Annotated in this window: 13 protein-coding genes and 2 pseudogenes; 14 read left to right on the top strand and 1 reads right to left on the bottom strand. The window is 50.3% G+C overall.

Features of this window, described 5'->3' with window-relative positions; genetic code table 11:
- Nucleotides 1-156: 156 nt before the first annotated feature.
- From DSM3645_RS30385 to DSM3645_RS29940, 5 genes and pseudogenes are all read left to right on the top strand, one after another.
- Nucleotides 157-894, top strand: a complete 738-nt coding sequence (locus DSM3645_RS30385) for a hypothetical protein (protein WP_002650826.1) — start codon at nucleotides 157-159, stop codon at nucleotides 892-894.
- A 93-nt stretch (nucleotides 895-987) separates the two neighbouring features.
- Nucleotides 988-2,118 (top strand): ISAs1-like element ISBlma8 family transposase, encoded by a 1,131-nt coding sequence (locus tag DSM3645_RS04395; RefSeq protein ID WP_002652115.1) that lies wholly within the window; start codon nucleotides 988-990, stop codon nucleotides 2,116-2,118.
- A 127-nt stretch (nucleotides 2,119-2,245) separates the two neighbouring features.
- On the top strand, nucleotides 2,246-2,608 hold the full coding sequence (locus DSM3645_RS04390) for a hypothetical protein (RefSeq protein ID WP_131282208.1): 363 nt from the start codon (nucleotides 2,246-2,248) through the stop codon (nucleotides 2,606-2,608).
- 40 nt (nucleotides 2,609-2,648) lie between these two features.
- Nucleotides 2,649-3,179 (top strand): hypothetical protein, encoded by a 531-nt coding sequence (locus tag DSM3645_RS04385; protein ID WP_131282205.1) that lies wholly within the window; start codon nucleotides 2,649-2,651, stop codon nucleotides 3,177-3,179.
- A gap of 275 nt (nucleotides 3,180-3,454) precedes the next feature.
- Nucleotides 3,455-4,615: pseudogene (locus DSM3645_RS29940) on the top strand (IS3 family transposase).
- A gap of 28 nt (nucleotides 4,616-4,643) precedes the next feature.
- On the opposite strand, the pseudogene DSM3645_RS31900 reads toward DSM3645_RS29940, so the two are convergent.
- Nucleotides 4,644-4,915: pseudogene (locus tag DSM3645_RS31900) on the bottom strand (transposase); the annotation flags it as partial.
- A 1,467-nt stretch (nucleotides 4,916-6,382) separates the two neighbouring features.
- On the opposite strand from DSM3645_RS31900, the gene DSM3645_RS30150 reads away from it, so the two are divergent.
- The 9 genes from DSM3645_RS30150 (at nucleotide 6,383) to dpdD (ending at nucleotide 25,361) form a co-directional block, all read left to right on the top strand.
- The gene (locus tag DSM3645_RS30150) at nucleotides 6,383-6,931 is read left to right on the top strand and encodes a hypothetical protein (protein ID WP_131282202.1); all 549 of its coding nucleotides are present in this window, start codon (nucleotides 6,383-6,385) and stop codon (nucleotides 6,929-6,931) included.
- 66 nt (nucleotides 6,932-6,997) lie between these two features.
- Nucleotides 6,998-10,306, top strand: a complete 3,309-nt coding sequence (gene dpdE / locus DSM3645_RS04360; RefSeq protein ID WP_002650819.1) for a protein DpdE — start codon at nucleotides 6,998-7,000, stop codon at nucleotides 10,304-10,306.
- Nucleotides 10,303-12,915, top strand: coding sequence for a protein DpdF (gene dpdF, locus DSM3645_RS04355; protein ID WP_002650818.1), 2,613 nt, complete (start codon nucleotides 10,303-10,305; stop codon nucleotides 12,913-12,915). The genes dpdE and dpdF overlap by 4 nt, the downstream gene beginning before the upstream one ends.
- Entirely contained in the window at nucleotides 12,912-13,808 is an 897-nt protein-coding gene (gene dpdG / locus DSM3645_RS04350) for a protein DpdG (RefSeq protein WP_002650817.1), read from the top strand. Before dpdF ends, dpdG begins: the two co-directional genes overlap by 4 nt.
- On the top strand, nucleotides 13,805-16,969 hold the full coding sequence (dpdH, locus tag DSM3645_RS04345; RefSeq protein ID WP_002650816.1) for a protein DpdH: 3,165 nt from the start codon (nucleotides 13,805-13,807) through the stop codon (nucleotides 16,967-16,969). The genes dpdG and dpdH overlap by 4 nt, the downstream gene beginning before the upstream one ends.
- The gene (locus DSM3645_RS04340; RefSeq protein ID WP_002650815.1) at nucleotides 16,966-17,673 is read left to right on the top strand and encodes a hypothetical protein; all 708 of its coding nucleotides are present in this window, start codon (nucleotides 16,966-16,968) and stop codon (nucleotides 17,671-17,673) included. Before dpdH ends, DSM3645_RS04340 begins: the two co-directional genes overlap by 4 nt.
- 169 nt (nucleotides 17,674-17,842) lie before the next feature.
- Nucleotides 17,843-22,516 (top strand): protein DpdJ, encoded by a 4,674-nt coding sequence (gene dpdJ / locus DSM3645_RS04335; RefSeq protein WP_040351599.1) that lies wholly within the window; start codon nucleotides 17,843-17,845, stop codon nucleotides 22,514-22,516.
- Nucleotides 22,513-23,043, top strand: coding sequence for a phospholipase D-like domain-containing protein DpdK (gene dpdK, locus DSM3645_RS30145; RefSeq protein ID WP_040351598.1), 531 nt, complete (start codon nucleotides 22,513-22,515; stop codon nucleotides 23,041-23,043). Before dpdJ ends, dpdK begins: the two co-directional genes overlap by 4 nt.
- Entirely contained in the window at nucleotides 23,040-25,361 is a 2,322-nt protein-coding gene (gene dpdD / locus DSM3645_RS04320) for a protein DpdD (protein ID WP_131282199.1), read from the top strand. Before dpdK ends, dpdD begins: the two co-directional genes overlap by 4 nt.
- The last annotated feature ends 18 nt before the right edge of the window (nucleotides 25,362-25,379 follow it).

Below are 25,379 nucleotides of genomic sequence, written 5' to 3'. Positions count from 1 at the left end.
ACCGTGCGATCACGTTTCGATAAATTTCCGCTCGGCAAAAGCCTCGTTTTAGTTGTACGGAGGGTGTGTGCTATCCCATCATGTATAAGCAATTGAAATGCAAATTCCAGTTAGTCCTTCGGTGCAATCTACAGCAATCTTAAATCAAGGCTTTGCATGACTGACCCGCTCGTTTTAACAAAGGAAATCGTCCGACAATTCCTGGCAGATCACGACTCAGTGGACCTGGATGAGTATTCCGAAATCAACGCTGATGCAGCGAAGCTACTTCGAAAGAAAGACGGTTCCCTTTCACTTGAGATCACGAGACTTTCGGATGAGGCCGCCGGTCATTTAAGCAAGCACATCGGAGGGTTATGTCTGGGTTCATTGTCATTTGCAACGGATAATTCGATAAAATCGCTTTCTCGGCATTGTGGCGAGCTTAGCTTCGGAGCACTTAAAGAGATTTCCGACTCCGCCGCAAAGTATGCAAGTCGACATGTCGGTGAACTCCGGTTTGCGGGCCTTACAAAGCTATCCGCAACAAGCGCATCGTGGCTTGGTAAGCACTGCGGAGAACTTGTCATCGAGGTGACTTCTGAGGCAGAGCTTAACCCCGAGGTTGCTGCAGGCCTATCAAAACACCGGGGAAACTTATTCTTATCGTTTCCTGAACTTTCGCTCGAAGCCGCTCTGCACCTACAATCGCATTTCGATGGCGAGTTGACACTGGCTTGTGGTAATCTTTCTGATGCAGTGATTGAGGCATTAGCAAATCGAGTCGGTGAGCTTAGCCTTATGATATCGGAACTGTCAGACGAAGGGGCTCGTCTTCTTAAGCAGCATACCGGTGATCTTGCCATACATGCTTCCGATGGTCTCGCTTTTTCCGCCACGGCGATTGCGCCATGATGGGCAACCTGCGACAATCCGGCAAGTGCGTCTTGGCGGTTTCGTGATTGCTTGATCGCGGCCAAGCGTTTGTCTTGCCGAGAGTTGTTCAGCATGTCGTCTTCATCGCGCGCTTCGATTCAAGAACACTTCGCCGATCTGACGGATCCGCGGACTCGCAAGGTAACTTATCCGCTAGTCAACATCGTCACGATGTCGCTCTGTGCGGTGCTAGGTGGAGCAGATGATTTCGTTGCGATCACTGACTGGGCCGAAGACAAGAAAGAGTGGCTTTCGCAGTTCCTCGACATGAGCACCGGCGTTCCTTCGCATGATCGCTTCAACGCGATTCTCGGCGCTTTGAAGCCGGCTGAATTTGAGAAGTGTTTGCTTAGCTGGATCACTTCGTTGCAAGAGATTACCGATGGGCAGATTATCGCGATCGACGGCAAAACTTTGCGGCGCAGCTTTGACGCCGCCAGCAGCAAGGCCGCGATTCATATGGTCAGCGCCTGGGCGACCGCCAATCATGTGAGTCTCGGGCAAGTCGCGACTGACGCGAAGAGTAATGAGATCACGGCGATTCCGAAATTGCTCGAAATCATCGAGGTTTCCGGCTGTTTGGTGACGATCGACGCGATGGGTTGTCAGAAAGAGATCGCCGCCAAGATCGTTAACGCAGGCGGTGATTACTGTCTGGCGATTAAAGGGAATCAGCGTTATCTGCATCAAGCGATTCGCGATCACTTCGCCGCTGCGATGGAAATCGACTTTGCGAAAATGAAAGTTCACCGCCACGAGACGCACGAGAAAGGGCATGGCCGCGAAGAGTCGCGTTACTACTATCTCTGTCCAATCGACGCCGATGATTTTCCGTACGCCTCGCGTTGGACGAAGCTGAAGGCGATCGGAATGACGATCAATATCGTCAAGCAAAACGGCAAAGAGACGAGTGAAGTACGCTACTACATCGTGAGCAAATATCTCACCGGCAAACGCTTCGCCGAAGCGGTCCGAGGGCACTGGAGCATTGAGAATTCGCTCCACTGGCAACTCGACGTAACGTTCGGCGAAGACCAAAGTCGAATCCGCAAAGGCCACGCCGACGTCAACTTCAGTCTGCTAAGAAGAACAAGCCTGAGCTTGTTGAAGAACAACAAAACGGCGAAGGTGGGCGTGAAGAACAAGCGGCTAAAAGCTGGAAGGAACGACGCCTACTTGTTGGAAGTGTTGCTGGGGACGTGATTTATGGTGCGATCGCCGTGCTTTTTCCGCGGAGGCGGCATGTAATTTGGCACAGCATAGGGACTATATCTACCTAGATACCAGTGCGTGTCTCCCTGAAGTAGTCGAGGCCTTCGAGGCTAAGCGGTTGGAAATTGAAGCCCACGAAGCGGATCTAGCTGTACTAACTGCAGAAGACCGCCGCTTGGCAATCATTAGCTTTGTAAGGGAACCCGTAAGTTTCGATCTATCTGAAGTGAGAGAGATAACAACTGATGACGCCAAGCTCTTAGCGTCTACTGGCTGGTACCTCCCGCTTGATGCCATCCAGGAATTGACTCCAAGGGCTGCTTATGAGCTGTCGAACCACTCAGGGACACTCTCGCTAACAGGTCTAAAAGATATTGATGAAGAATCTGCTACTCTGCTTTCTCGCCATCGTGGGCCACTTTTAGTCGATGTGAATCTCCTTTCACCAAACATTTCGAAGATTCTAAGTCGGAATTCATAACACAAACTAATTGCCCGCAACCATTACATTGGACAGCAAAATGGATACGTGGTCTCACAAGGGTTACCTGTTGGCGTTTTCTGAATTCCTCGAACTACTGACTCCTGAGCACCAACAGGGAGTACAGCGAGATGCTGCTTTGCTCTGCTACCGGATAGGATCAAGCGAAAGCCGTTTATTGGGCAGGGTGCGGCATGCCAAGTCAATTCATCAGATAAAGCAGATTTTGTCGGATTCCATTCAAGCTAAAATCGAGGAATATGAAAGTGAAGGAGATGAAGGAAGTGACTACTGGCCTCTTTTTTCAGAGGATAGTGATGGCACAGATCAAACAACCTTGGCTTTGATTCAAGCAGTTTCTCGAGTTCTGCTACCAATCGAGCCTGAAAGAGTGACAATGATGCGAAATGGCCGGACGTCTGGCTGGGACGTGCCTCTAAATGAGGTTGTTCTCGAGTTCTCTTTCGACGCGTGTTTTGAAATTGAACCATCTGAAATAGGCAAGGCATTGGCCCGCGCAATAGGAATTGATGAGCTGAAGCCGAGTGAATGGACCAGCGTTGACTTTTAACTAGCGACGATGTAGGCATAACGACCAGCCTAGAATTTTGCACCACTCACTGCGAAGTTCGGATCTATTGTCAAACGTCGTGTTCTGAATTCCTGAACTGAGCTGCTTTTTCCCGCAGGATTCCGTCGTGGCAGGAAGGTCCTCCCACGAGGAGGTATATCTTTTAGCTGCAGTTCAATTTTCTCCATTTCTTCGGGACGGATTTGGCGTGCTCCCCAAAAACTGGTCCATGTGTTATGAGAGTCTAGAGGCCGATTTTGGCCAAGGAGACTCCGATGACGAAGAAGCGAAAACGACGTAGTCCCGAGCAGATTGTGAAGGCCTTGCAGGAAGGCGAGGCGATGTTGGCGGCGGGCAAGTCTTCAGCCGAAGTTTTTCAGGCTTTGGCGATCAGCGAAGCGACCTGGATGCGGTGGAAGAAGCAGTTTGGCGGGATGAAGTCGGATGAAGCGCGGCGACTGCGAGAACTGAAGCTGGAGAATCAGCGATTGAAAGAGTTGCTCGCCGAAGCGGAGCTCGACAAGCGGATTCTGCGAGAGGCGGCGGAGGGAAACTTCTGAGCCCGGCTCGGCGGCGCGAGACGGTTCGGCATGTTCGCCAATCGTGCGACGTATCGGAACGGCGAGCCTGCCAGACGCTGGGCGTCGCTCGCAGTTCGCACCGTTATAAGCCTCGCGACGACGCGGAAGAACGACGCTTGGTCGGGCGAATTTCCTCGCTACGGTTATCGCATGATCACGCGGCTTTTGCGGCAGGAAGGTTGGCAGGTGAACTTCAAACGCGTCTATCGTCTGTGGCGTCGAGAAGGGCTGAAAGTGCCTGTAAAACAAGCGAAAAAGCGACGACTTGGAACGGTGGATGGCGGTATCACTCGCCGTCAGGCCGAGCGGCCGAACCATGTCTGGTCAATCGATTTCATCTTCGATCGCACCGAGAACGGTCGTCCGCTGAAGATCCTTTCGCTGGTCGATGAATTCACGCGAGAATGCATTGCTTTAGAAGTGAATCGCAAATTTACCGGCGATCACTTGGTGGAACTGCTTGCCGACTTGTTCGCGATCCGCGGCGTGCCCGAGTTTATTCGCTCGGACAATGGACCGGAGTTCATCAGTCGTCGCGTGCAGAAGTTCTTGGAGAAGATCGATGTCGGCATGTCGTACATCGAACCAGGCAGTCCTTGGCAGAACGGTTACGTCGAGAGATTCCACAGTCGTCTCCGCGACGAATGCCTGGCTTGTGAACTGTTCACCACGTTGGCCGAAGCTCGCACTGTCATCGCTGCCTGGCGACAAACCTACAACCACCGCCGCCCTCACAGCAGTCTGGGCGGCCAAACCCCCGCAGATTTCGCGTCGCAGTGGCCTGCTTCCGTTCCGGCTGCGCCTGCACTCCAGCAGTCCACTGCGATACCTTTTACCCAGCCCGAACTCTCATAACGAGTGGACCAGAAAATGGGGGCATTCCAGATTGAGATAGCTTAAACATCATCGTCAGGCTCGCTCGCCTGGTTCCGTTGCTTTTTTCGCGGCGATGGCGTAGTCGAATCGTGGCGAACGTCGATTCGATTGGGTGGGTCGCAAGTGGCCTCAGCGCTCGGCCGGGAAGTCGTAGAACGCCAGTAAGACGTCGCGATCTTTCTGAAGGCACACGCACGCCGCGGGATGCTTCGCTCGATATTTCTCCAAGATCTCGTTGAACGACCTGCCGGCGGTCTCCCTCGTTTCTGCCTGCCAGATTCCACCGATAGAATTCTCCAGGAGTTGCCGGCAGTGCCTCCAAAGCCACCAGGTCCTCCGCCGCGATCTTGAAAGCGACTGCCATGCGATCGATCACGACAACGTTGACGACAATGCCTGGGCGAAGTGGTGGATCAAATGGCCGATCGATCGCTGGCTCGCTGTCCAAGGTGGCCAAACATGGTTCACGCAGGCAGGCGATCGCTTCAAGCTGGCTTTCGACGTCCCCGATCGTTTCCAGCCGGCCCTGGAATTCATGGCAGAGGAGATCGTCGACTGGCGACTAGCGTCGCATGCGAAGAGTCGGCGACTGGTTGAGTTCGAGTCGGGCGAAGTCACGTTTGTAGCTAGAGTCTCCTATGAAAATGGCCGACGGAAACTCTCTATTCCTGACAAAGCGAAGGTGTCTGGTCGGCCCATTGGCGTTACTCCAGTGCGACTCCCAGGCGGCGAACTTTGGGAATTCAAGTTTGTGAAGGTAGCCTGCACTGTGGCGAAGCCTCTAGGAGAGACCGCCAATCAACTCGGCAAGCTTCTCCAAGAGTGGTTCGGACCGAATGCCGGTTTGCCCGGCTCGAACTGCAAGGTGCAATTCGAGACGCAGAATGGAGAATGGCAGGTGAAACCACAATTAGCTAATAAGATATCCTTGGGCGCAGTTGCGATGCTGGCCGACGGAACGGATGCTGTGGAAATCGTGGACATTGTCACGACACAAGAAGAGTATTCTGCACATGTCCCCGTCTACGACCTTTTTGTCGCAGTTGGGGACTGGGGTATCGAAGGAAGCCCGTCTGCGATCGGATGGATACCTGCCCCCAATTATCGCCTGCGGAAAGGAATGTTCGCGGCCCAGGTCACTGGTCACTCGATGGAACCCTTAATTTTCTCCGGTTCTTGGTGCCTGTTTCAACCTTGTCCTGCAGGCACTCGAGGGGGGCCGACTCCTGCTTGTACAGGTCAATACGCATCTCGATCCCGAAGACGGCGGGCGCTATACGATAAAGCGATATCACTCCACTACGCAAGCTCACGAAGATGGTTGGAGCCACCAAACAATCGAACCACAGCCCTTAAATCCGGACCCCAGTTGTCAACCAATCCCGATCACCGAGGAGGACGCGGAATCGATTCGCGTAGTGGGAGAGTTTGTTGGGGTTATCGGGTAGCTTCGTGGACGCTCGGGAGCGAAATAGTCAATTTAAGCAGGAGTATGAGTTGCCCGATGGCAAGCGTTTTCAGGCAGTTTTCGAATGACATCCACACGTCATAGCTACAGCAACCGTGTCAAATTGCCCAGGTCTTGTTCGCACCATCGGCTGCCCTGCAGGAATTTGGCGTTGTGACTAGCAATGACACTTTCACTTTTGATACAATCCTTCCGAGGGGGTGGCGACGCATGTAAATATGTTTATTTTACACTCCCCTGAAATGCAGGACTAGCAACGAGAATTGGGAGCAGGAGCATTGCAAAAGGGAAAAACGAATAATCCTTTTGTTGAGTCATCGGAGAACGGGTTAGGTATCGGCAAGGCGGCGGAGATAGACGAAGAAACGGCAACAGTCGAATACTTTCGCTCGCCGTTAGATGACGAACCTATTCGTATGCAAGTTGCCACGCGCAGCCTGTCCCGCAAGGTGTTGCATGCGGAAACTCGTGCATGCTATTTCAATCCGGAAACTGGCGAAATCGAGGTCGGTCGTGTCTTGCATTACCAGAGAGACGACCAGCTATATCTTGTAAGGCTTTCGAACGATCAATCGCGGATGCTTTCGAGCGGCGACTTTCACGTTCGATGTCTATTTCAATTCGCGGAACCTACGGAACACTTAACTATTCAAAACAACGAAACGGAATTTTGGCATTCGGCCAGATCAAGTTTCGTGCGGCACATTTTGAAAAAGCACGGAACCAATGGCGAACCGAATTCTTGGACGGCACCGCATCGATTCGCGAAGAAGGATCGCTCGGTAGCGGGGCGATCCGTACTGCCACTGCGAAAAATACCGTTATGATTAATTGCTGCGTATCTCAACAGTGTGCTCGTTCCGTCATCGCCACCATGCCTGCGTTTCTCTGATATGATTCTTTCCATTGGGCAGTTTGCCATTACCAGTAGAAACATGCTTGGAATTGGTACAGTAGTCGATGTCGATATTGATACCGTTTCAATTCAGTACTTCGATTCGCCAGCTCCCGAGGCTGTAAAAATTGTTGAGGTCTGCGTTGACTCTGTGAGGCCGATCCAACTAAGCAACGAGACCCGAGTATTTTATCGGGATCCCACAACCTTCCGATGGAGCGTTGGACGCGTTCTCGACTTCCAAAAAGATACGCGAAAGTACTTGGTTTGTTTTCCGAATGGACACAGAGAGCTACTGAAAGAATCAACGCTGTTCACGCGTTGGGCAATGCCAATCGCTGATCCAATCGAATTACTGGCGTACCAGCTAAACGAAACACCGTTTTGGCATGAAGGCCGAACAAGTTTCATCCAAAACATCTACTCCCAACGCAGGCTTAGCCTTGGGATGCCGAGCCTACTTTCGTCGTCAATCGACTTGGTCGAACATCAATTCTCTGTTGCCAGAAAAGTTCTATGTGATCCTTTTCAGAGGTACTTGCTGGCGGACGAAGTCGGTCTTGGGAAGACTATCGAAACGGGAATTCTCATCCGTCAGTATGTACTGGATGAGCCAACAGAACATAAAGTGCTACTGATCGTCCCATCGGTGTTGATTACGCAATGGAAACTCGAACTTAAACTTCGGTTTGATCTTAGTGACCAACTTGGCGAATCCATTCACGTTGTTTCGCGCGACGACATCGAAGCGATTTTACAGCTAGGCCCAGTCGCTGGAATGGTGGTGATTGATGAAGCGCACCACCTCGCTGCTTGGGCTGTATCCTTAGATCCTAGCGAACGTTCTCGCTACAACACGGTAGCCGCATTCACAGCAGATATGCAAAAGCGAGTTCTGCTTTTATCGGCAACGCCAGTGCTCAACAACGAGCGTGCTTTTTTGGCGATGTTGCACCTGATTGATCCGGTCCTATACCCACTAGATGAATTCACTGCGTTCAAAGAAAGAGTGGAAAATCGACAGAAGGTTGCCGAAGTCCTTCTTTCGCTGCAAGAAGATGAGTCGAACTACTTTCTAAAGCAATCGCTGGAAAGTCTTGATGCATTCTTTATCAAAGACAGGCGTTTCTCTGCGCTTTGTCAAGAGTTGCTTGCTTTGATCGACGAAGACGTTGAGGAGGAGCATCCGCGACGTTCTGAGCTGATTCGCTCGTTGCGACTGCACGTCAGCGAGGCATGGCGTTTGCATCGTCGAATGATCCGAAATCGACGTGGTACAACGACACAAGGCTTGATTCCGGGGCGTCAAGGGTGTGAAGTATGCGAGTGGCAATCGGCCCAGCAGGAGAAACTCGAATCCCTTTTTCATGAATGGCGGATTGGTTTAGCAGCGCACGTTTTCGACAATCCCGAATTCCGCGAGTCTGGCGCTAACTTCGCCAAAGAACTGATGCAGGCGGTCGTAAGCAATCCGAAGTCTGTTGCACGGTTAGTCGATTTTCGTTTGAGAGCGGACAATGACCAATCAGACTGCTTTCCGATGTTCTCGACGGAACCAGAAACCCTTATTGCGCTGGCGAACCACGCGAGACGCTGTAATCTGGCGGATAAGCACCGAGTCTTGCTTGAGTTGATACAGCAACTGGAAACTGTATCCCGATCTAAGATGTCGATCGTCGTTTTCGCAAACGATGCCGAGACGGCAGATGATATCTTTGATTTTCTCAGAGTTTCTCTTCCCGGTCGAATCTGGAGGCATAGCCGTGAGAACTCTGGATGGACTCAGGCATTGGCTTTCAGTGCAAGCAGTGTATTGCTTTGTGATGCGACTGCTGAGGAAGGGTTGAACCTGCAAAAGCGTTCGGCTTGCATCGTGAATTTTGATCTCCCTCTTTCGCCCAATCGAATCGAGCAGCGGATAGGGAGACTCGATCGTTTTGGAACAGGTAAGGCCATCAAGTGTTACAACTTAGTCCTCGCATCATCACTAATTGAAATCCAATGGAACCATCTACTTGATCGCGGACTGGGTGTTTTCGACCAGTCGATCGCCAGTTTGCAGTATTTGGTAGAGGACCAACTGGCACGGGTCTGGGATGAGTTTATCGATGCGGGCCATGAAGCTTTTGAAGAAGCGACAGATCGTCTAGGTGGTGACGACGGTTTGGTAAAAAGAGAGCGGCGTATAGTGCTGGCTCAAGACGAACTCGACTCGGATGGTTTCTCTGCAAAGTGCGACTTGGAAGCATTTAATGCCTTAGCTCAACTCGATGTGAAAGCTTCGGCATTGTGTGAGGCAATAGATGGCTGGATGGTTAAGCGATTGCATTTCCGCAAGTCTGGTGAAAAGGGGCGGCACGATCAAGTTGTTAAATACGAGATGTGTGTCCGAGATGACTTTAAACCTTGGAAGAAAGATCGCACTTCATTGATGCCATACCACGAGTGGGATCACTTTTTTCGCAAATCACTGGACACCGACGTTCGTCCTAGAGAACCTGTGATTTCGCAAACTCACCTAATGACGTTTGATCGACAAGAGGCTCAGGCACGAGAAGTTCCGCTTGCAAGGATTGGTCACCCATTCGTGGACGCAATTACGCATCAAATCCGACTTGACGACCGAGGCGTTTGTTTCGCGATGTGGCGTTACTGCCCTGAGCTAGTGCTTGATGAACCAGCGACGATCTTCTTTCAAATTTATTTCTTGATCGAAGCTGATGAGGCTGTGTTTCGCGACCTGAAGGAGCGTTGGCCATCAGCTTCTATTACTGCATTGCGGAGGCGAGCAGATGACCTCTTTCCGCCAATTGCCTTTCGCATGTTGCTTGATTCAGACCTAAATCGAATTACGGACACCGGTTTACTAAAAACCTTGCTTCAACCCTATTCGAGTAAGGGGCCCGGGCAACCAGGGCCGCAAGATTTCAACCTGAACTTCGACCGTTGGAAAACAGTTGAACCTTACTGCGACAGCAATGTTTGGCGGGAGTTGTGCTATGCAGCAGGCGAGCGAGCCAAGGCCGGTCTCCTTGAACAAACTAAGTTGCCGCAAAAGATTAAGGAAACTGTTTCGCGAGCACAACGAATGTTCGCATTGAGACGGGATCAATTCCAGAGCCGAATCGTTAGGAGCACGCGGGAACGTGAAGTGTTGGTGTCAGAAATGAGTTTTGAGAAGGCATTTCATGAGGCTTTGATACGCTCGATTGAATCTCCAAGTATTCGCGTTGACTCTGCTGGCGGCATTTTCCTTTCCAACGTGAATCCCTTCGCGGATGAGCGACCGAGAGAGGATGACGAATGAATGGCTTCAGTGAACTTCAATCAGTGTTGGCGGAATGGCCCGAAAGATTCATTCCTGACGGCATCGACTTGAAAGACAACAGTATTCGTCGATTGTTTCGCTTTTTGAAATGCCTTCAAACAGATCCGCTCTACGCGTCCTCCGGCGATATTGCTGGGCTGATTCGTCATGTGCTGTGCCGTTACCGCAGTGTCAACCAGAGCATACCGATGTTGCGAGTGCCCACAACGACTGGTTGGCCTGATAAGGCACTGTGGCAGCAATCGCATGTTGATGCGGTTCCGCTTGGAAAAGTTCTGCAACTGTCAGTAAGTAAAGATTGGTCCACCGATTGGCTGCAAGACAGTACCGAACATCCGCCCCTGCGAGGCGCTTTCCGAGAAGAGGAACGAAGGAAGACTTGGCCGCGATCTGTTAAGTACCCGCTTGATCCAGCACTAACCGACGGGCTCGAGCTAGAATTCGAAAACTACTCCTCACCGGGTCAGCGACAAGCCATTCATTCCGCATTCTTAATGAAACCCGGCGGCACTCTGGTAGTGAATCTCCCGACCGGTACTGGTAAAAGTCTGGTCGCTTGGGCTCCAGCCTTGCAACATCCGCAAGTTGACGCGCTAACGGTAATGGTGACGCCCACTATCGCGCTAGCGATAGATCAAGAACGGCAACTGAAAAACGGCTACCCTAAGAAAGCTGTCGCGAAACTGCCTCAGAGGCTGGCTTGGCACAGTGGTCTTGATGAAGCAGACCGAAAGCTGATCCGCCAAAACTTAAAGAACGGAACTCAGCGTGTTCTGATCGCTTCACCTGAAAGCCTGATGACTTCACTTGCTCGTCCGCTGTACGAAGCAGCTGAACGAGGCTGCCTGAAGTACTTCGTCGTTGATGAAGCCCATTTGGTTGCCCAGTGGGGTGCGGAGTTTCGTCCTCAATTTCAATCAATTAGCGGTCTAAGACGCGAGTTGCTTTCTCAGTGCCCAGAGGATGATCAATTCAAAACGCTGTTACTATCGGCGACCCTTTCCCAAGACAGCGTCGACATGCTGCGGAAATTATTCGCGGAAGTCGAAATCGACCACGTTTCAGCAGTCACCCTGCGCCCAGAGCCCGAGTATTGGATCAGCAGTGCTCCGAACGAAAATGAGCGTAAACGACGAATTGCGGAGCTAGTACGAGTCGTACCGCGTCCATTTCTTCTCTACGTGACCAAGCAAGACGATGCGGAGAATTGGTTTCAAGAACTTCGTCGCATGGGATTAAAGCGTATCGGGTGTGTGCACGGCAGTTCCTCAGCGGAGATTCGAGAAACGGCTATCGAGCAATGGCGTGATGGAAGTCTGGACGCAGTTGTGGCGACTTCTGCGTTTGGGCTAGGGATGGACAAGCAGGATGTTCGCACAATTATTCATGCTTGCATCCCGGAAACGGTTGACCGGTACTACCAAGAGGTAGGCCGCGGAGGACGTGATGGAAATGCCTGTGTTTCATTTTTGGTTCACACGAATACGGACCTCGGTACAGCCAGTGGTTTGGCTCGCAATCGAATTATCACGCTTGAAAAAGGATTGCCGCGATGGGAGGCAATGGTTGACAATGGTCGCTCAATAGCGGGACATCCCGGTCGATTGCAAGTTGACCTTCGCCAACAGACAAGTGGCGTGGCCGGCGACTCGGATGAAAATAATCGCTGGAATTTGCGAACGCTGGTTTTACTTAACCGTGCTGGCATTATTCGTATTGAATCACATGAACCTCCGGAAGTAGCGAAAAACCCGGAAGAAACAAATGAGCAATTTGAGCGTCGTCGCCAGGAATCTTGGGAAGAGTATTCGATGTCGAGTTTCGTCAGAATAGAGGACGACGATCATCGTGAATTGGCAACATGGATACAGAAAGTCGAACCAGTACGGCAGCAGATGTTGCGGACTGCCAATCAAAACTTCGATTTGGTTCACGATGTTCTTCGCGGTCGCCGAAAGATAAGCGAGGTTTTGGCTTCGGCCTATCGACTCGATAGTAATGGTTTTTTCGTTGAACCTGTTCTTGTTTGCGGTGGATGTCCGGGTTGCCGTAGCGAGCCAGATGAATCCAAATCCAGTTTTCGCCTTCCCCACCCCGACGCGATAATGAATCTAGGCATTGCTGTTAGTCACGAATTGCGTAAAGCGCTACCGGAGATAAACGAGTTGGTTCTTGTTTCTTGTCCAAAGGTTGCATCTCGACGTGACCTGCGGAAATTCATGCAAAAGTTAAAACCAATTTTGATTCGCCTAGTCCAATGGGGAGTGCAGGAGGTCGCCGCCTGTTCCCCCTATGCAGAACTAACGGAGATTAGGGAGCTTTACAGAAGCAGTCAAAACCAATTCGTTGTCCACCGGACAGGAAGCGACGACCGCTTTGAAGAGTCGGCTCCGCGCATCCCGGCGATTACGCTTCATTTGCCAGACGAGCCGGAGTCGATTTCGATTGAGACAATCAACTTAAACCGTCCACTACATTTTTTGTTTGCTTGGGAGGATACACCTGACCGCGAACGGGCGAACTCCACAATATTTGAGCGTGCGAACTTTATCAGGTTCAACGACCTAGAGGCGAGATTGAGTCAATGAGCATACTAAACCGTCCAAGCGACGGACTCTTTAACATCCTGGTAGTTTTTGCCCGGTGCCTTGCTCAGCACGGCAGCATGGACCGTGGTAAATTGATCAAGGTTTGCGCCCCGGTGTCAGCTGTCGACTCTCAAGAGCGTGCGAAGCAGACACTGAACAACTGGATTCAATTGGGCCTTTTAAACGACAAAGAAGGCAAAATTTCAATTGACCGTAGTTTATCCTCAGAAATTAAAAAAACGTTTGAACATGGTCATCTAGCATTAGCATGTCGGCAACGCGTGCTTGCAGTAGAGAACAACCAGCGTTTTTGGGAAGCGGAAGACAACGGAAGTTCTGACTTCTGTCGCGCGGCTAGTTGGATGTTGGCTCAAAATGTATTCGATGTTGAAGTCGTAGGTCACAAAGCGGTTGAGGAAATCGAAGTGCAGCAACTTCGAGAGTTTAGCGCCTTTACCAACGATACCCGCTGGGCGGGTTTCAAAGCATGGGCATCTTTTCTCGGGTTTGGTTGGATTGGTCGTTATCCAAACAAAAACACCTTTGTAATTGATCCCACAACGGCTGTCTCTGAATCACTCGCCGAAGTATTCGGCAAAAGCAAGGAACTTGCTCAAGAACAATTCTTCCGCACTCTCGCGGACGTGCTTCCTGTCATTGACGGTGGTGTGTATCGATCACAAGTCGAAGAGAAAATCGACAGGGCAAGTTGGAAAGAGCCCAAATCCAGCGAAATATCAACATCACTCTCGCGAGCGCTCAGCCGACTTCACGAGAGAGAGGAAATTCAATTGGAGAATCGAGCCGATGCTATCAAGCGAACCTTGTTAGGTAGGAACAATCGCCCGCTCCGAAACGTTTCCCACATTATTTGGAAGGGAGGTAAGAAATGAGCCTTTCCGATTTTTGGCCAACCGAAAGAAACGTTCTCGAGTGTATCAAACCGGAGGCCGAGAACCCTCGTGATGAAGTGTTCTTGGCGATCCACCAGCCAATGCGGTTGGAAAGAAGGCATCTGAAGAACCACAGCAAATCTCCAGCTACAGAACACGATCTATTAACGGCACTGCTGAGCAACGACATTCCATCGGGAACTCTTCTAATTCCAATCGTTGGTGCGTCTGGAATTGGGAAATCACACATCGTTCGTTGGTTGGATGTCCAGTTACGGCAAAGGAAAGACCTCGAAAAACGCCACGTGATCCGCATCCCGAAAAGTTCTAGTCTAAAAAGCGTTTTAAGACGAATCTTGGAAGGGCTTGACGGCGTGCAATACAAGCAGATTCGAAAAGAACTGGATTCTGCACGTGAGAAATTGACGGGGATTCAGTCTGAAGAACTTGTCTTTTCGCATTTGGTGATTTCAGTTCGCACGCGTGTCGACGATGCCAAGAAGCGTAAAGCTAAAGCAAAAGAAAACGGAGAAAAACCTGATTCCGAAGATGAACGATGGATCGCAGTTGGTGATGATCGAAAGTTGCCTTCCATATTGCAAGATCCAGAGACGAGAAAATTGTTCATCAGTACAAAGGATCGTCGTGGGATCGTTACGGAATTGTCACGTAGACTAACCGAGGATTCTGAATCCGACGAATTGCCACGGAACCGGTTTGAGCCCGCTGACTTTGAGATTCCAGGCATCTTGCAAACTGACATTGCTAAAGCGGGCGAGAATGCTCAAAAGTATCTTAGAACTCTTTGTCGTTCGGATGGCCGGGCACAGGCCGACGCAATTGAATTGCTCAATGCGATCGTCGACGAAGCGATCGCGCCTCTTGCATCTCCAAGTGACAATTCGTTGTCAGATATCTTCTATGAGATTCGGCGCGAGTTGTTGAATGAAGATCGCGAATTGGTGCTGTTGGTAGAGGATTTCGCGGTGCTGGCAGGAATACAGGGAGCGTTGCTGGATGCAATGGTCAAGGAGGGTATTAGAGATGGTGAACAACAAATCTGCACACTCCGCACTGCTCTGGCGGTTACCGAAGGATACCTTAAAGACTTTGACACAGTTGAGACCCGAGCCCAACATGCTTGGCACATCCTTGAAAGCTCAAATGAAGACGAGTCGCAGACGATAGCAAGGATGTGTAGTTTTACAGGAGCGTACTTGAATGCAGCAAGGTTTGGTGCTGCGCGGCTTAGCGAACACCTTCCAGAAGATGCGATCGACCAGTCATGGGTTCCGAATTTCAAAGATGAAGTTTCATTAGCCAGCGACGAGTCAACACAACTGGAGGCGTTCGGCACATGTGAACACGAGAGATCGCTTTTCCCGTTTAATATTGATGCAATTCGGCAAATTGCAGATTCAAAAATGCGGGATAGTGACGGAAATTTGATGTTCAAGCCAAGAACGATCATCAAAGACATGCTGATCCCGGTTTTGAAAGATCACCGAAACGAATACCTGAGTGGTTCTTTTCCGCCCGCAGCACCATTATTAGGATATGGCGTTGACGAAATTGATCCCAAATTGCGAAGCCAAATTAATGAGTTACAGCGTGATGCCGTAACACAGAAGCGTCTCTACGCGATCGTTAGGTTTTGGGGAGACAATCCGGATCGACTGGAAGGAATGAGTGCTCCAGAAGGAATTTTCCAGGCTTTCCAATTACCTGAATTGAGCAATGGTTCGTTTCCATCACCGCCTCCCTCGGTCAAACCGATCACGACAGCAAACGGGCCTGGTGGAGACGTTCATGCGCCAACTCCAACTCAACCGGCGTCGCCCGAACCTGCGAAAGTACCTTGGATACCGGAAGAAATACAAAAGTGGTTTGATCTGTTTGGAAAGTGGGCGGGAGGCCAGGACCTCACGCAAAAAGAAGCCAATAGTCTTCGAAGTGAAATTCTAGACTTGGTCTCATCTGCAGTTGATTGGGACGCAGAACTTCTATCCGAAGATATTCCGAAGTCAGCGCAGGAATGGGTATATCTACCCAGGTCGCGTGGTGCTTCTAATTGCGATGCCGAAAACGCTTCTATTATTGTGGCGACCGACCAAGAGTTCGAAGTAAACGACCTGCCTGTTGTCAGCTTACTGCGTGCGGTCGTGCGTCACCGTTTCCACAAAGGGTGGAATTACGAAGAGGCGGATGAAGATTTTTCGAGGCTTGCGAACTTTATTGAGCATGCACGTCCACGACTGACGACGTGGCTTCGCAATAATTATCGGAATGTCAAGGGAGATCCCAGTCCAGTTTTGACGCAAACACTATTACTGGGATCACGGATACTTAATATCGAGAATTCGCACGCGCAAGAAGATGCTTCGCTAGTTGACGCTGTGTTTGCCAGGGGGAAAACGGCGTTTGAATCGGGGAATTCGCCGTGGGAAATGCTGCGACGGGAATCGCAGGAACATCGCGAGAGGTTAAGAACGGAACTGATGGTTCGCGTGTGTGCTCGTCAGGGATCTGGTGAAAAAGTCTTTGCTGTCGACGCGGCAAGCATTTTGGAAAACATTAAATCGCTCAAGTCCGAGTGGAAAGTCGATCAACGACTGGACAAAAGCGCTGACAAAGAGATTCCTGAAATCGCCTCTCACGTAAAAGCAATCTCTAAAGACTTGGATAAAGCCGCGTCCAATCGCCGGAAACAGATACTTGACGAATGGAAGAAAGTTGAAGCCCAGATCGGCACAACCCCGGATAAATCAGCGCTGATTGATGAAGCTCAACGACTGATCGAAACGGGGAAGCAGTACGGGTTTAGGCCATCAGTGGGTTCGAGTGCTGACCTGTCAAGGTTAGTAGAATCGTTCCGCGATGCTGCCATAAAAACCTGCTTGGAACATGTAACCAAGATTCAGGCCGAGGCCGACGGAGGGGCGCTATTGTCGGCCTTGGCACAATTCGATGAGTCAACCCTGGGACTGTTGATAGACTTTACCATCCAGATTGGTGCCTACGCAGCGGACGTGATTGGCAAATCAGACGGAAAGCTAAGAGTACTAGGCGACGATATTATTACGTCTGCTGTCCAAGATTTTGAAAAACGACTGGACACTTTCGATAGTTCCCTGTTGAAATCCAGAGGGGCCAACCTATGAACTTGCTTGAACATTGTAAACAAGCAAATGAAAAGCTGGCTAAACTTGCCAATGCTGAAAAAGCAAATGATGTGGCCGAAAACATCAGAAATCGGTCCAGCGAATTGCGGGAGACTAGCGAGTCTTTGGTCGGCGTTTCGGCAAGTGCAGTCGTCTTGCTGGATGCCGGAATCTTGAAGGAGTTGCAATTAATAGATGATTCCAAACCACGAATGCACCTAACGGAAATTCGGCAAAAGCTTAAAGACGATCCGTCTGCGATCACATCCGGTCGCACATTTACGAATTTGAAAAAATCTCTGCAAACTTATACGGAAAAAGCCATTCAACTAATCAACAGCAGTTGGATGGAATTCGTTACAGAGATGTCCCCTAAATTGGACAGCAAACTCCTTAAGCAGCATCGCAACACATCGTTCTCGGACACCGTTCTAAAGCTCGAACGTAACTCTAAAGAAGCACAGAAGATCGCCAAGGACACGCCAGGCGACGCACTAGCTTTCTCTAAATTGAAGGAATTGTGGGCCGAAATCCGCGAGGATTTAGCGAGCCTACCCCAGGCTGACGATCCAGAAGTTCAGGCGTTTTTGATTGCGGTCGGTAGCGAAACTGGTGCAGGATTAGGCCTGCTAACTGATTCGGTCCGTACGTGGCTCCTTGAGAATCAAATGATTGAAGATTTTAGTGTACGGCGCTTAAGGTAAAGCCATTGATTGACGGTTTGGAAAAAACTTAAGTGTTTGCTCTCAGTGAGTGCCTGTCGGCATAGCGAAGCGCGGGTCACTTTGGGCTTCTGACGCAACAAAAATCAGAATGCGGAAATCGGGTTTTCCGTTCAATGTCAACATCTATAGTCTAGATCGCAAGCTACGAATGACTTCCAGAAATACTCTTATTCCTATTTTTCTTGGTCTACTTGAGCAGGCTGAGTCGCGACTGCTTTCATGGGGAATGGTGGATGGTTCTTTTTCGGATGATGAAGTTCTTGATCTTGCGGATGAATTTGTTGAGCGGAACGCTGACGGGGAAATATCTGACGGTGAAAAACTGGTCGAACTTCTTGAGCAACGACGTTTGCTGTTTCAGTTCCAACAGGCCGGAGAAACAAGATGGCGAACTCGAATGGGCGAAACGGTTCGGCTGATTGCCCGATTGAGGCAACTGTTTCCGCAGCATTTGGCAACGCCGCGACGTTGGCAGATCGCGTCTACGCTGGTTGCTGACTACCGGTTGGTACTGCGGCCGCGCCAGTTTCCGAGGCGAGATGTTGAGTTCGAGCGTGCCGCGGACGAAATCAATGAACTCTCGGCGCTCGATTCTGCTCAATCTGCAGTGCTTGATGCATTGCTGAATCGATCAGGAAGTGAGTCGTTCAAACTTGCAGATTTTCAGTTGCGGGCGACGCGATCAATACTGGCGGGCTCCAGTAGTCAACGTGAGTCCGGGACGATCGTTTGCGCTGGAACTGGTAGTGGGAAAACGCTTGCGTTCTACTTGCCTGCGTTTTTGAAAATTGCACCGACGCTAGATGACTCGCGATGGACACGTTGTCTGGCAATTTACCCGCGCAATGAATTGCTCAAGGATCAGCTTTCCGAAACTTACCAACAAGCTCGTCGAATTGACGCTGCGTTGTCTGCTAACGGGAAACGGAAGTTAGTGATTGGCACGCTCTTCAGTGCAACGCCTACATCTGGCCGATTCTTTAAACGCGAGGATCCGCCTAATGGTTGGGTGACTACCAACGATGGTTTTGTTTGTCCCTATATGGGCTGTCCCTCGGATTCCTGCGGCGGGCCAATGGTTTGGCTAGATAGTGACCGGCAGGCCAACGTCGAGCGTTTAGTTTGTCGCGATTGCAACACGGCAACGCAACCAGATGAGCTAATCCTGACTCGCGAAAAACTTCGGGCCGGACCGCCAGATATCCTGTTCACTACCACCGAGATGTTGAACCAGAGAATGGCTGATTCGCAAATCGGACGATTGTTCGGAATTAATACTTCTGTTCATCAGAAGCCAGCGATGGTTTTGTTGGATGAAGTTCACACCTACTCCGGGATAACAGGTGCCCAAGTCGCGAACGTGCTGAGACGGTGGAAAAAAGCATCGGGAGCAAAGCCGCACTTTGTTGGGCTATCGGCGACATTGAGCGATGCCAAGCGTTTTTTCGCACAACTCACAGGCGTCTCTGACTTTCGCGTGGAAGAAGTCAGTCCTCATCCATCCGAAATGAATCGGCAAGGAGTGGAGTACATGATGGCCGTGCTTGGGGATCCGTCTTCGGGGACTTCGCTGCTTTCCGCAACTATACAAACCGCGATGTTGATGCGGCGAGTTCTAGACACACAGAGCGAGAGATACAGTCGAGGCCTTTACGGAACTCGCGAATTTGTGTTCACGGATGACTTGGATGTTACCAATCGCCTGTTCTTCAATTTGAGAGATGCTGAGGGCCAAAACGGTTGGGGGCGTCGCGATGCGACCAAGCCAGAAGGCTCTTTGGCGAACTTACGCGATTCGGCGCGGCCTGAGAGTGATCTTCGTTTTCGATTTGGGCAGTCATGGAAAATCTGTGAAGAAATTGGCCACGAACTAAACACAAATGCTTTGCTTCGAGTGGATCGAACCAGTTCTCAAGATGTGGGTGTTGGCGCAAACTCGGACATCATTGTCGCGACCGCTTCTCTGGAAGTTGGTTTCAATGATCCAGAGGTGAATGCTGTCGTGCAGCACAAGGCTCCTCGCGATGTTGCTCAATTTTTGCAGAGAAAAGGGCGTGCCGGTCGTCGCACTGAGATGCGTCCGTGGACAATCGTGATGCTGTCAGGATATGGCCGAGACCGAGTTGCATGGCAGAGTTATGATTTGTTGTTTGCCCCAGAATTGCCTCCGCGTGATTTGCCAACCGGAAATCGTTACGTTTTACGCATGCAGGCCGTGTACGCGTTTCAGGATTGGATGGCTGCTCAACTGCGAAAAACTCCAGGGCTCCCACCGGGCAGTATTTGGCAGGATTTTGCCGCGCCGCCAAGTGAACATGTAAGTAAAAAGCCCGGCCACGCTAGGGCGCGTCAGAAGGCGGAGGCGAGAATTGTTGAAGCCCTGTTAACTCGCGATATTGGCCTAGAAGATCTACGCAACTATTTGCAATCCGCCCTTCAACAGTCGGCAGAAGTGATCGACATGTTGTTATGGGAACCGCCAAGATCTCTGATGACCGCTGTGCTTCCAACTCTTCTTCGTCGATTGGAAACAGAGTGGCGTTTTTCAGGCTCTGCGTCATTCGGAAGGCGTTTTGACTACTTCGTCCCTAAAAATCCCTTACCCGAATTTATTCCTGCAACACTTTTCTCAGACTTGAACTTGCCGGAAGTCAACATTGTGACTCCCGCTCAAACACGAAGCGACGACGAATTGGATTCGCGATTACCGCTGTTGCGTGCAGTAAAAGAGTTTGCGCCAGGACGGGTTTCTCGCCGCTACGGAATTCACCATCAGCATGTCAGGCATTGGATCGCCCCTCCCGACCTGAATCCTGAACCGCAGAAGTTTCTACCGATTAGCAATTGGATGAGCCAACATGACGAACTGGGGGAATTCCAGTTTGTTGTTGATGGCGTAACGCAATCTATTCGATGCGTACGACCATATGAAATTCGGCCGGATCAACCACCCTCTCAGATTTCAGATACATCCAATTCGTTCCTGCGTTGGCAGACCCAGATAGCCCCAGCATTTCAAGGCATGGAAGGGATGTTGCCTTTGATTCCGCGGTGGGAAGCAATCGTAAAAGGGATATGTTTCTTTACACACAATGCAAATTGCCAAGTTGAGGTTAGACGATTCGCCCGTTCAACAGATTCTTTGATTGTAATGAAGAATGGTCAAAAGTTTGAAACACGAATTGAGTTCGTTGACGATCCTCCAGGCTGTGATAGTGGCGGTACGGAACACTCGCCTACTCCTGTTGCCGTTGGATTTTCAATTGAAGTTGATGGCGTCGCTTTTCGGGTTCATCTCCCGGACGAGTTGCATCTGGGCGACAGTGAAGAGTCTAGCGTCAAATTGCGTTCGTTACGAACTGCGTTCTTTCGCGATCGGGTCTTGGGGGATGCCGGGTTGGACGGCATTGCAAACTGGTTTCAAAGGCAATGGTTGGCGGAAATTTACTGCTCAGCGCTGATTCATGCTGCAATTGTCTCTGGAGTTGCGCTAGAGAGCGTCTGGGCGAGTCAAGGAAAGTCAAGTGAAGTTTCGCTCGATTTCCAAACAGTTCTTTCAGTGATATTTCAAAGCATTTCCACATCTCAGGACAATGCGACGGGAGATGGCAACGACGCAGCTCCCGATATCCGAGACGAGGTTCACCAACGCCTGTTTAACGATTTGGCAACGTTGCTGGCCCAGCGGGAAGTGCAAGAAGTTTTGCATCGGCATGCATCAACACTCTGGCAAATACCAGACGATTCGTGGCGTGCCTGGTTGCGGCGGAAGTTCAAAACAACACTAGGATCTGCATTGATAGAAGGTGTGCAGCAACTCTGTCCCGATCTTAGTGCTGATGATTTGACACTCGATATTGATTCCGGGCCTCGCCCCAGTGATGTTCCGCCAGTTCCCAATGACATGGAAGAGATCTGGTTGCTTGAAAAGACCGTGGGTGGCGGCGGGATCGTTGAAACGTTTTTGCACAGATATGGCGAAGACCCGCGGCGTTTCTTCGACTTGGTCGAGGCTGCTTTGAATCCCGGTGACTTCGAAGTTGTCGACGACCAGCTTACTATCCTGTTGGGGTGGCTGAACGATCCGAGTGACTCCTCGGTCCGCGATCAGTTTAGCGAAGTACGCAACGCTTCGTCCGTTTCGCATCAGGCCCAAGCCAACTCGTTTGAACAGTTGATACGATTGTTATCGCAGCGGGGGCTATTCGTTTGCCATAGTGTTGTAGCGGCAATCGCTTCTCGAATTCTCAAGCCCGGCAGTACCCCTGCCACGGATCAACTGCTGCTTGATTTGATTGCAGATTGGCAGCGATTGGAGCAACGGCTCGGTATTGACATCGACTTACGGATCATTGCGTACTTGAACAGTAATACAGATCGCTTGGATCGTTCGTTGGCTTCAATCGTCGGCGATGCGGTTGGAATTGATCCACGGCAGTGGCGATTTGGAGCTTTGACCAGCATGCTCTGGCCTCGGGGTAATTCAATTCGAGGTCGAAAACTGGATACTTACAACCCGTTTGTAAAGTTGCCAGATGCAGATTGTGAACTGGTAAGGGATTGTTTGGGCGGTGGTCCATTTATCGTATCGTTGGCCGATGCTGATTGGCGAGAGCAAGTTGTACGGCGACTGGTTTGTGACAATGCGGTAACTCTATTGGGAAACGCGGAGTCGCTTTCAAATTTGCGATTAGCAATCCTTGATTTGATGGCCCAGCCAGTCGATGTCGGGTTGCTGTTACTTCACCCCCGCGTTCGTTCCGTTCAGCGGCATAGCGGTAATATTGAAGTCACCTTCGAATTGGCGGAGGGCGTTCAATGAGTAATCGTCAAATTATTCGTTCATCTTCCACCAGCAACGCAGAGATCCGTGAACTATTGCAAGGGGTCTTTGCTGCTGAAATGCTTCGCCCAAGTCGATGCCTATGGTTGGTCTCCCCTTGGCTATCAGACATCGAACTACTTGACAATCGCTCAGGAACATTCGCATCGCTCAATCCGCAGTGGGGATCTCGCCAGATTCGATTGATTGAAATTCTTGGGCTTATGATGGAATTGGGAGCGGATGTTGTCATTGCCACACGTCCAGACGCTCACAACGAATCATTCCTGAGAAAGCTAAATGATCTCGCGCGTGCGTCAGGCAACGAATCACGCCTGACTTTTCACCGTTTGCCGACACTGCATACAAAGGGAATCCTGGGCGACGATTTTTATATCAGCGGTTCGATGAATATCACTTTCAATGGTATTGAAGTACTACAGGAAGGCCTGCTTTTCACCACGGATGCCGAATCCGTTTCCAATGCAAGAATTGCCTTCATGGATGGCTACGGGGGCAACTCATGAGCAACCTAACGCCAAACGAAGACCAGTTGAACTTTCTAAGAACTTTTTTTGGAGACGGCAACGCACTGCGATGGAGTGAATTCGAAGGCGGCGAAATGGCTCAAAGCGTTAAGGATTTGCTTTCGATACTGGCCGCTGATTTACTCGACGCAAAGCGTGCCGTTACGCTTCCCCGTGTTTCCGGCAATGGACAAACCGATTGGTACTGTTGCGCGAGAAACTCTCGGCAGTCAAGAATTCTCAGGGAGCAACTTAATTCGTTTCTTGGACCGTCATACACGGACTTTCGAGGCCAGCGAGCAATTTTGAACATGAACGATCCCGTCGAACTTGCAGTCAGCAAGGAGTTCGGAAGGCACGTGTTCAGGTTGAAAGTTTTAGATGGCGAACAGCGAAACATCGTTCGTGATCGCATCTTCTTAATGCGTTCGCTACGGGACCGAGCAGCAGAAAGAAGTCCTGAGCAGATCAGGCCTATAGGAAGACTGCTGCGCGATCTAGAAATGGCATTGTTCGCAGAAAACGAGGCTAACGCTTGGATGATTCACGAGCAACTCCGAGCACGCGGGAGGCTAAGTGCTCGCAACTTGCTGTTTTTGCAAGTGATAGTGTTTGCTTCTTTCGGACATTGGCAACAAATCTTGGCTTTGCCTCAATTCACTAGTTTGATGAATGTAAGGCGACCGCTCCGAGTTTCCCACGCCTTGCTGAAGGCGAACTACGCGGTGCACTTTCAGGAATTCGAAAATGTAAATGATGCCGCTGGTTGCATTGAGGCCTTTGCTGAACGAAAGTCATCGTTTGGCACGCTTTTTCGAACGGCGGGAAATGTCACAGATGATTTAGTGCTCAAAGCTTTGATTTTGAATGCTGCTTCAGATTTGGATAGGGGCGACGATCGACTGAAACACCTGACAAATCAGTATCGCGATGGCGAATTTGACAACGTCGGCTGGGTTGAAGCAATTTGCGAGTTTGCCGGCGCAAACAATGCATCCCAGGCTCCGCTTGTCGGATTCTCATCAATTCTTGATAAAGCGAAGCATGCGTGCGAATGCAATGATTTTCACAGTGCAATACCGCTACTGCTGCAGTGTGAACCGAGCATCGACGTGCTGCGACAGCTATTGATCTGCGCGTTTGAACTTAATGATTTGGAGCTAACTTCACAAACGCTTGATTACTTTCACAATGCTCCGCGGGACTTACAGGATAGAGCATTGGCAATGCGATCTGCTGGCCAGTGGTATCAGACGCTTTGCAAAGAAACTGGCCTATTGCACAAAGCCACAACTGGATATTCAGCAGATGTGGCGTTGCCGACCAATTGGCATCTTTGGTTGAATCGTTTGAATCAAGATGATGAATGGCAAGAAGCAATTGAGGTTTTGCAGTTCGGGATGAACGCGTGGGACGTCGAGATATATCGTGACGACGCCACTCAACGCCAAATGTTCGCAGAAGCTCAAACAGGTTCGAGATCAGAAACCGCCGAAGCTGCTCTTCGATTTGCGATGCCACATCTGCTAACCGCCTTTATCCCTGAAGGCCAGTTCATTCGAGAATTCAAAAGCCTATATCTAAACTTCGCCTTGATGCTTTCGCTGGACGATGAGATCGGAAAAGATGACCTAACGGCGTTAGCGACATTGACCGAAGCGATTCTCGAATCGGATCCAGTGGCTTCCAGTGCAAAGAATGAATTCCAAGATTTGTTGGAGATACTTGAGACTGCGTGGAGTCGCGTCCAATCGTCGCATTACTTGGACTGGACATTAACGATTTTGGATCTCTTAATTGCTTTCAACGTCAATCATCGTACACCAATTGACGGATACCTCAATTGCATCATTTCCAGCTTTCGACAATGGAGTGGCCGCGTCCGTCTCGATCAATGGGACTTCCTGCATCAATTGTTTGAAGAACTTGGTCAACAAGCTCGTCTCACAAATCTAAAACCGGAAAAATCCCAAGGAACTGATTCGGGCGAAGTCAATGTCCTGTCGCTGGCAGGCAAATCCGTGGCCATTTACACTTTAACTGAGCGGATTGGTCGACAAGCCGAACAGATGATTCGCAACCGCTTTGAGGGAGTGAAAGTTCACTTACTTCACACCAAGGCTTCCACGGATCGCTTGATCCAGCTTTCCCAATCGGCCGACATTTTTATCATCAATACATGGGATTCAAAGCACGCTGCCACGGGTGCAATTAAGCAAAATCGTGGAAACGAAAAAACTACGTTGATTCCAGAAGGCAAATCAGCTGGAAGTCTTGTCCGATCACTCGTTGTATCTATTGGCGGCCAAGAAGTTTAAAACACAAAATTTTGCAGA

Origin of the sequence: Blastopirellula marina DSM 3645 (assembly GCF_000153105.1) — a bacterium.
Taxonomy (GTDB): domain Bacteria; phylum Planctomycetota; class Planctomycetia; order Pirellulales; family Pirellulaceae; genus Blastopirellula; species Blastopirellula marina.
Note: the sequence above shows the minus strand (reverse complement) of the source record. Positions and strands in the feature narration are given on the sequence as shown.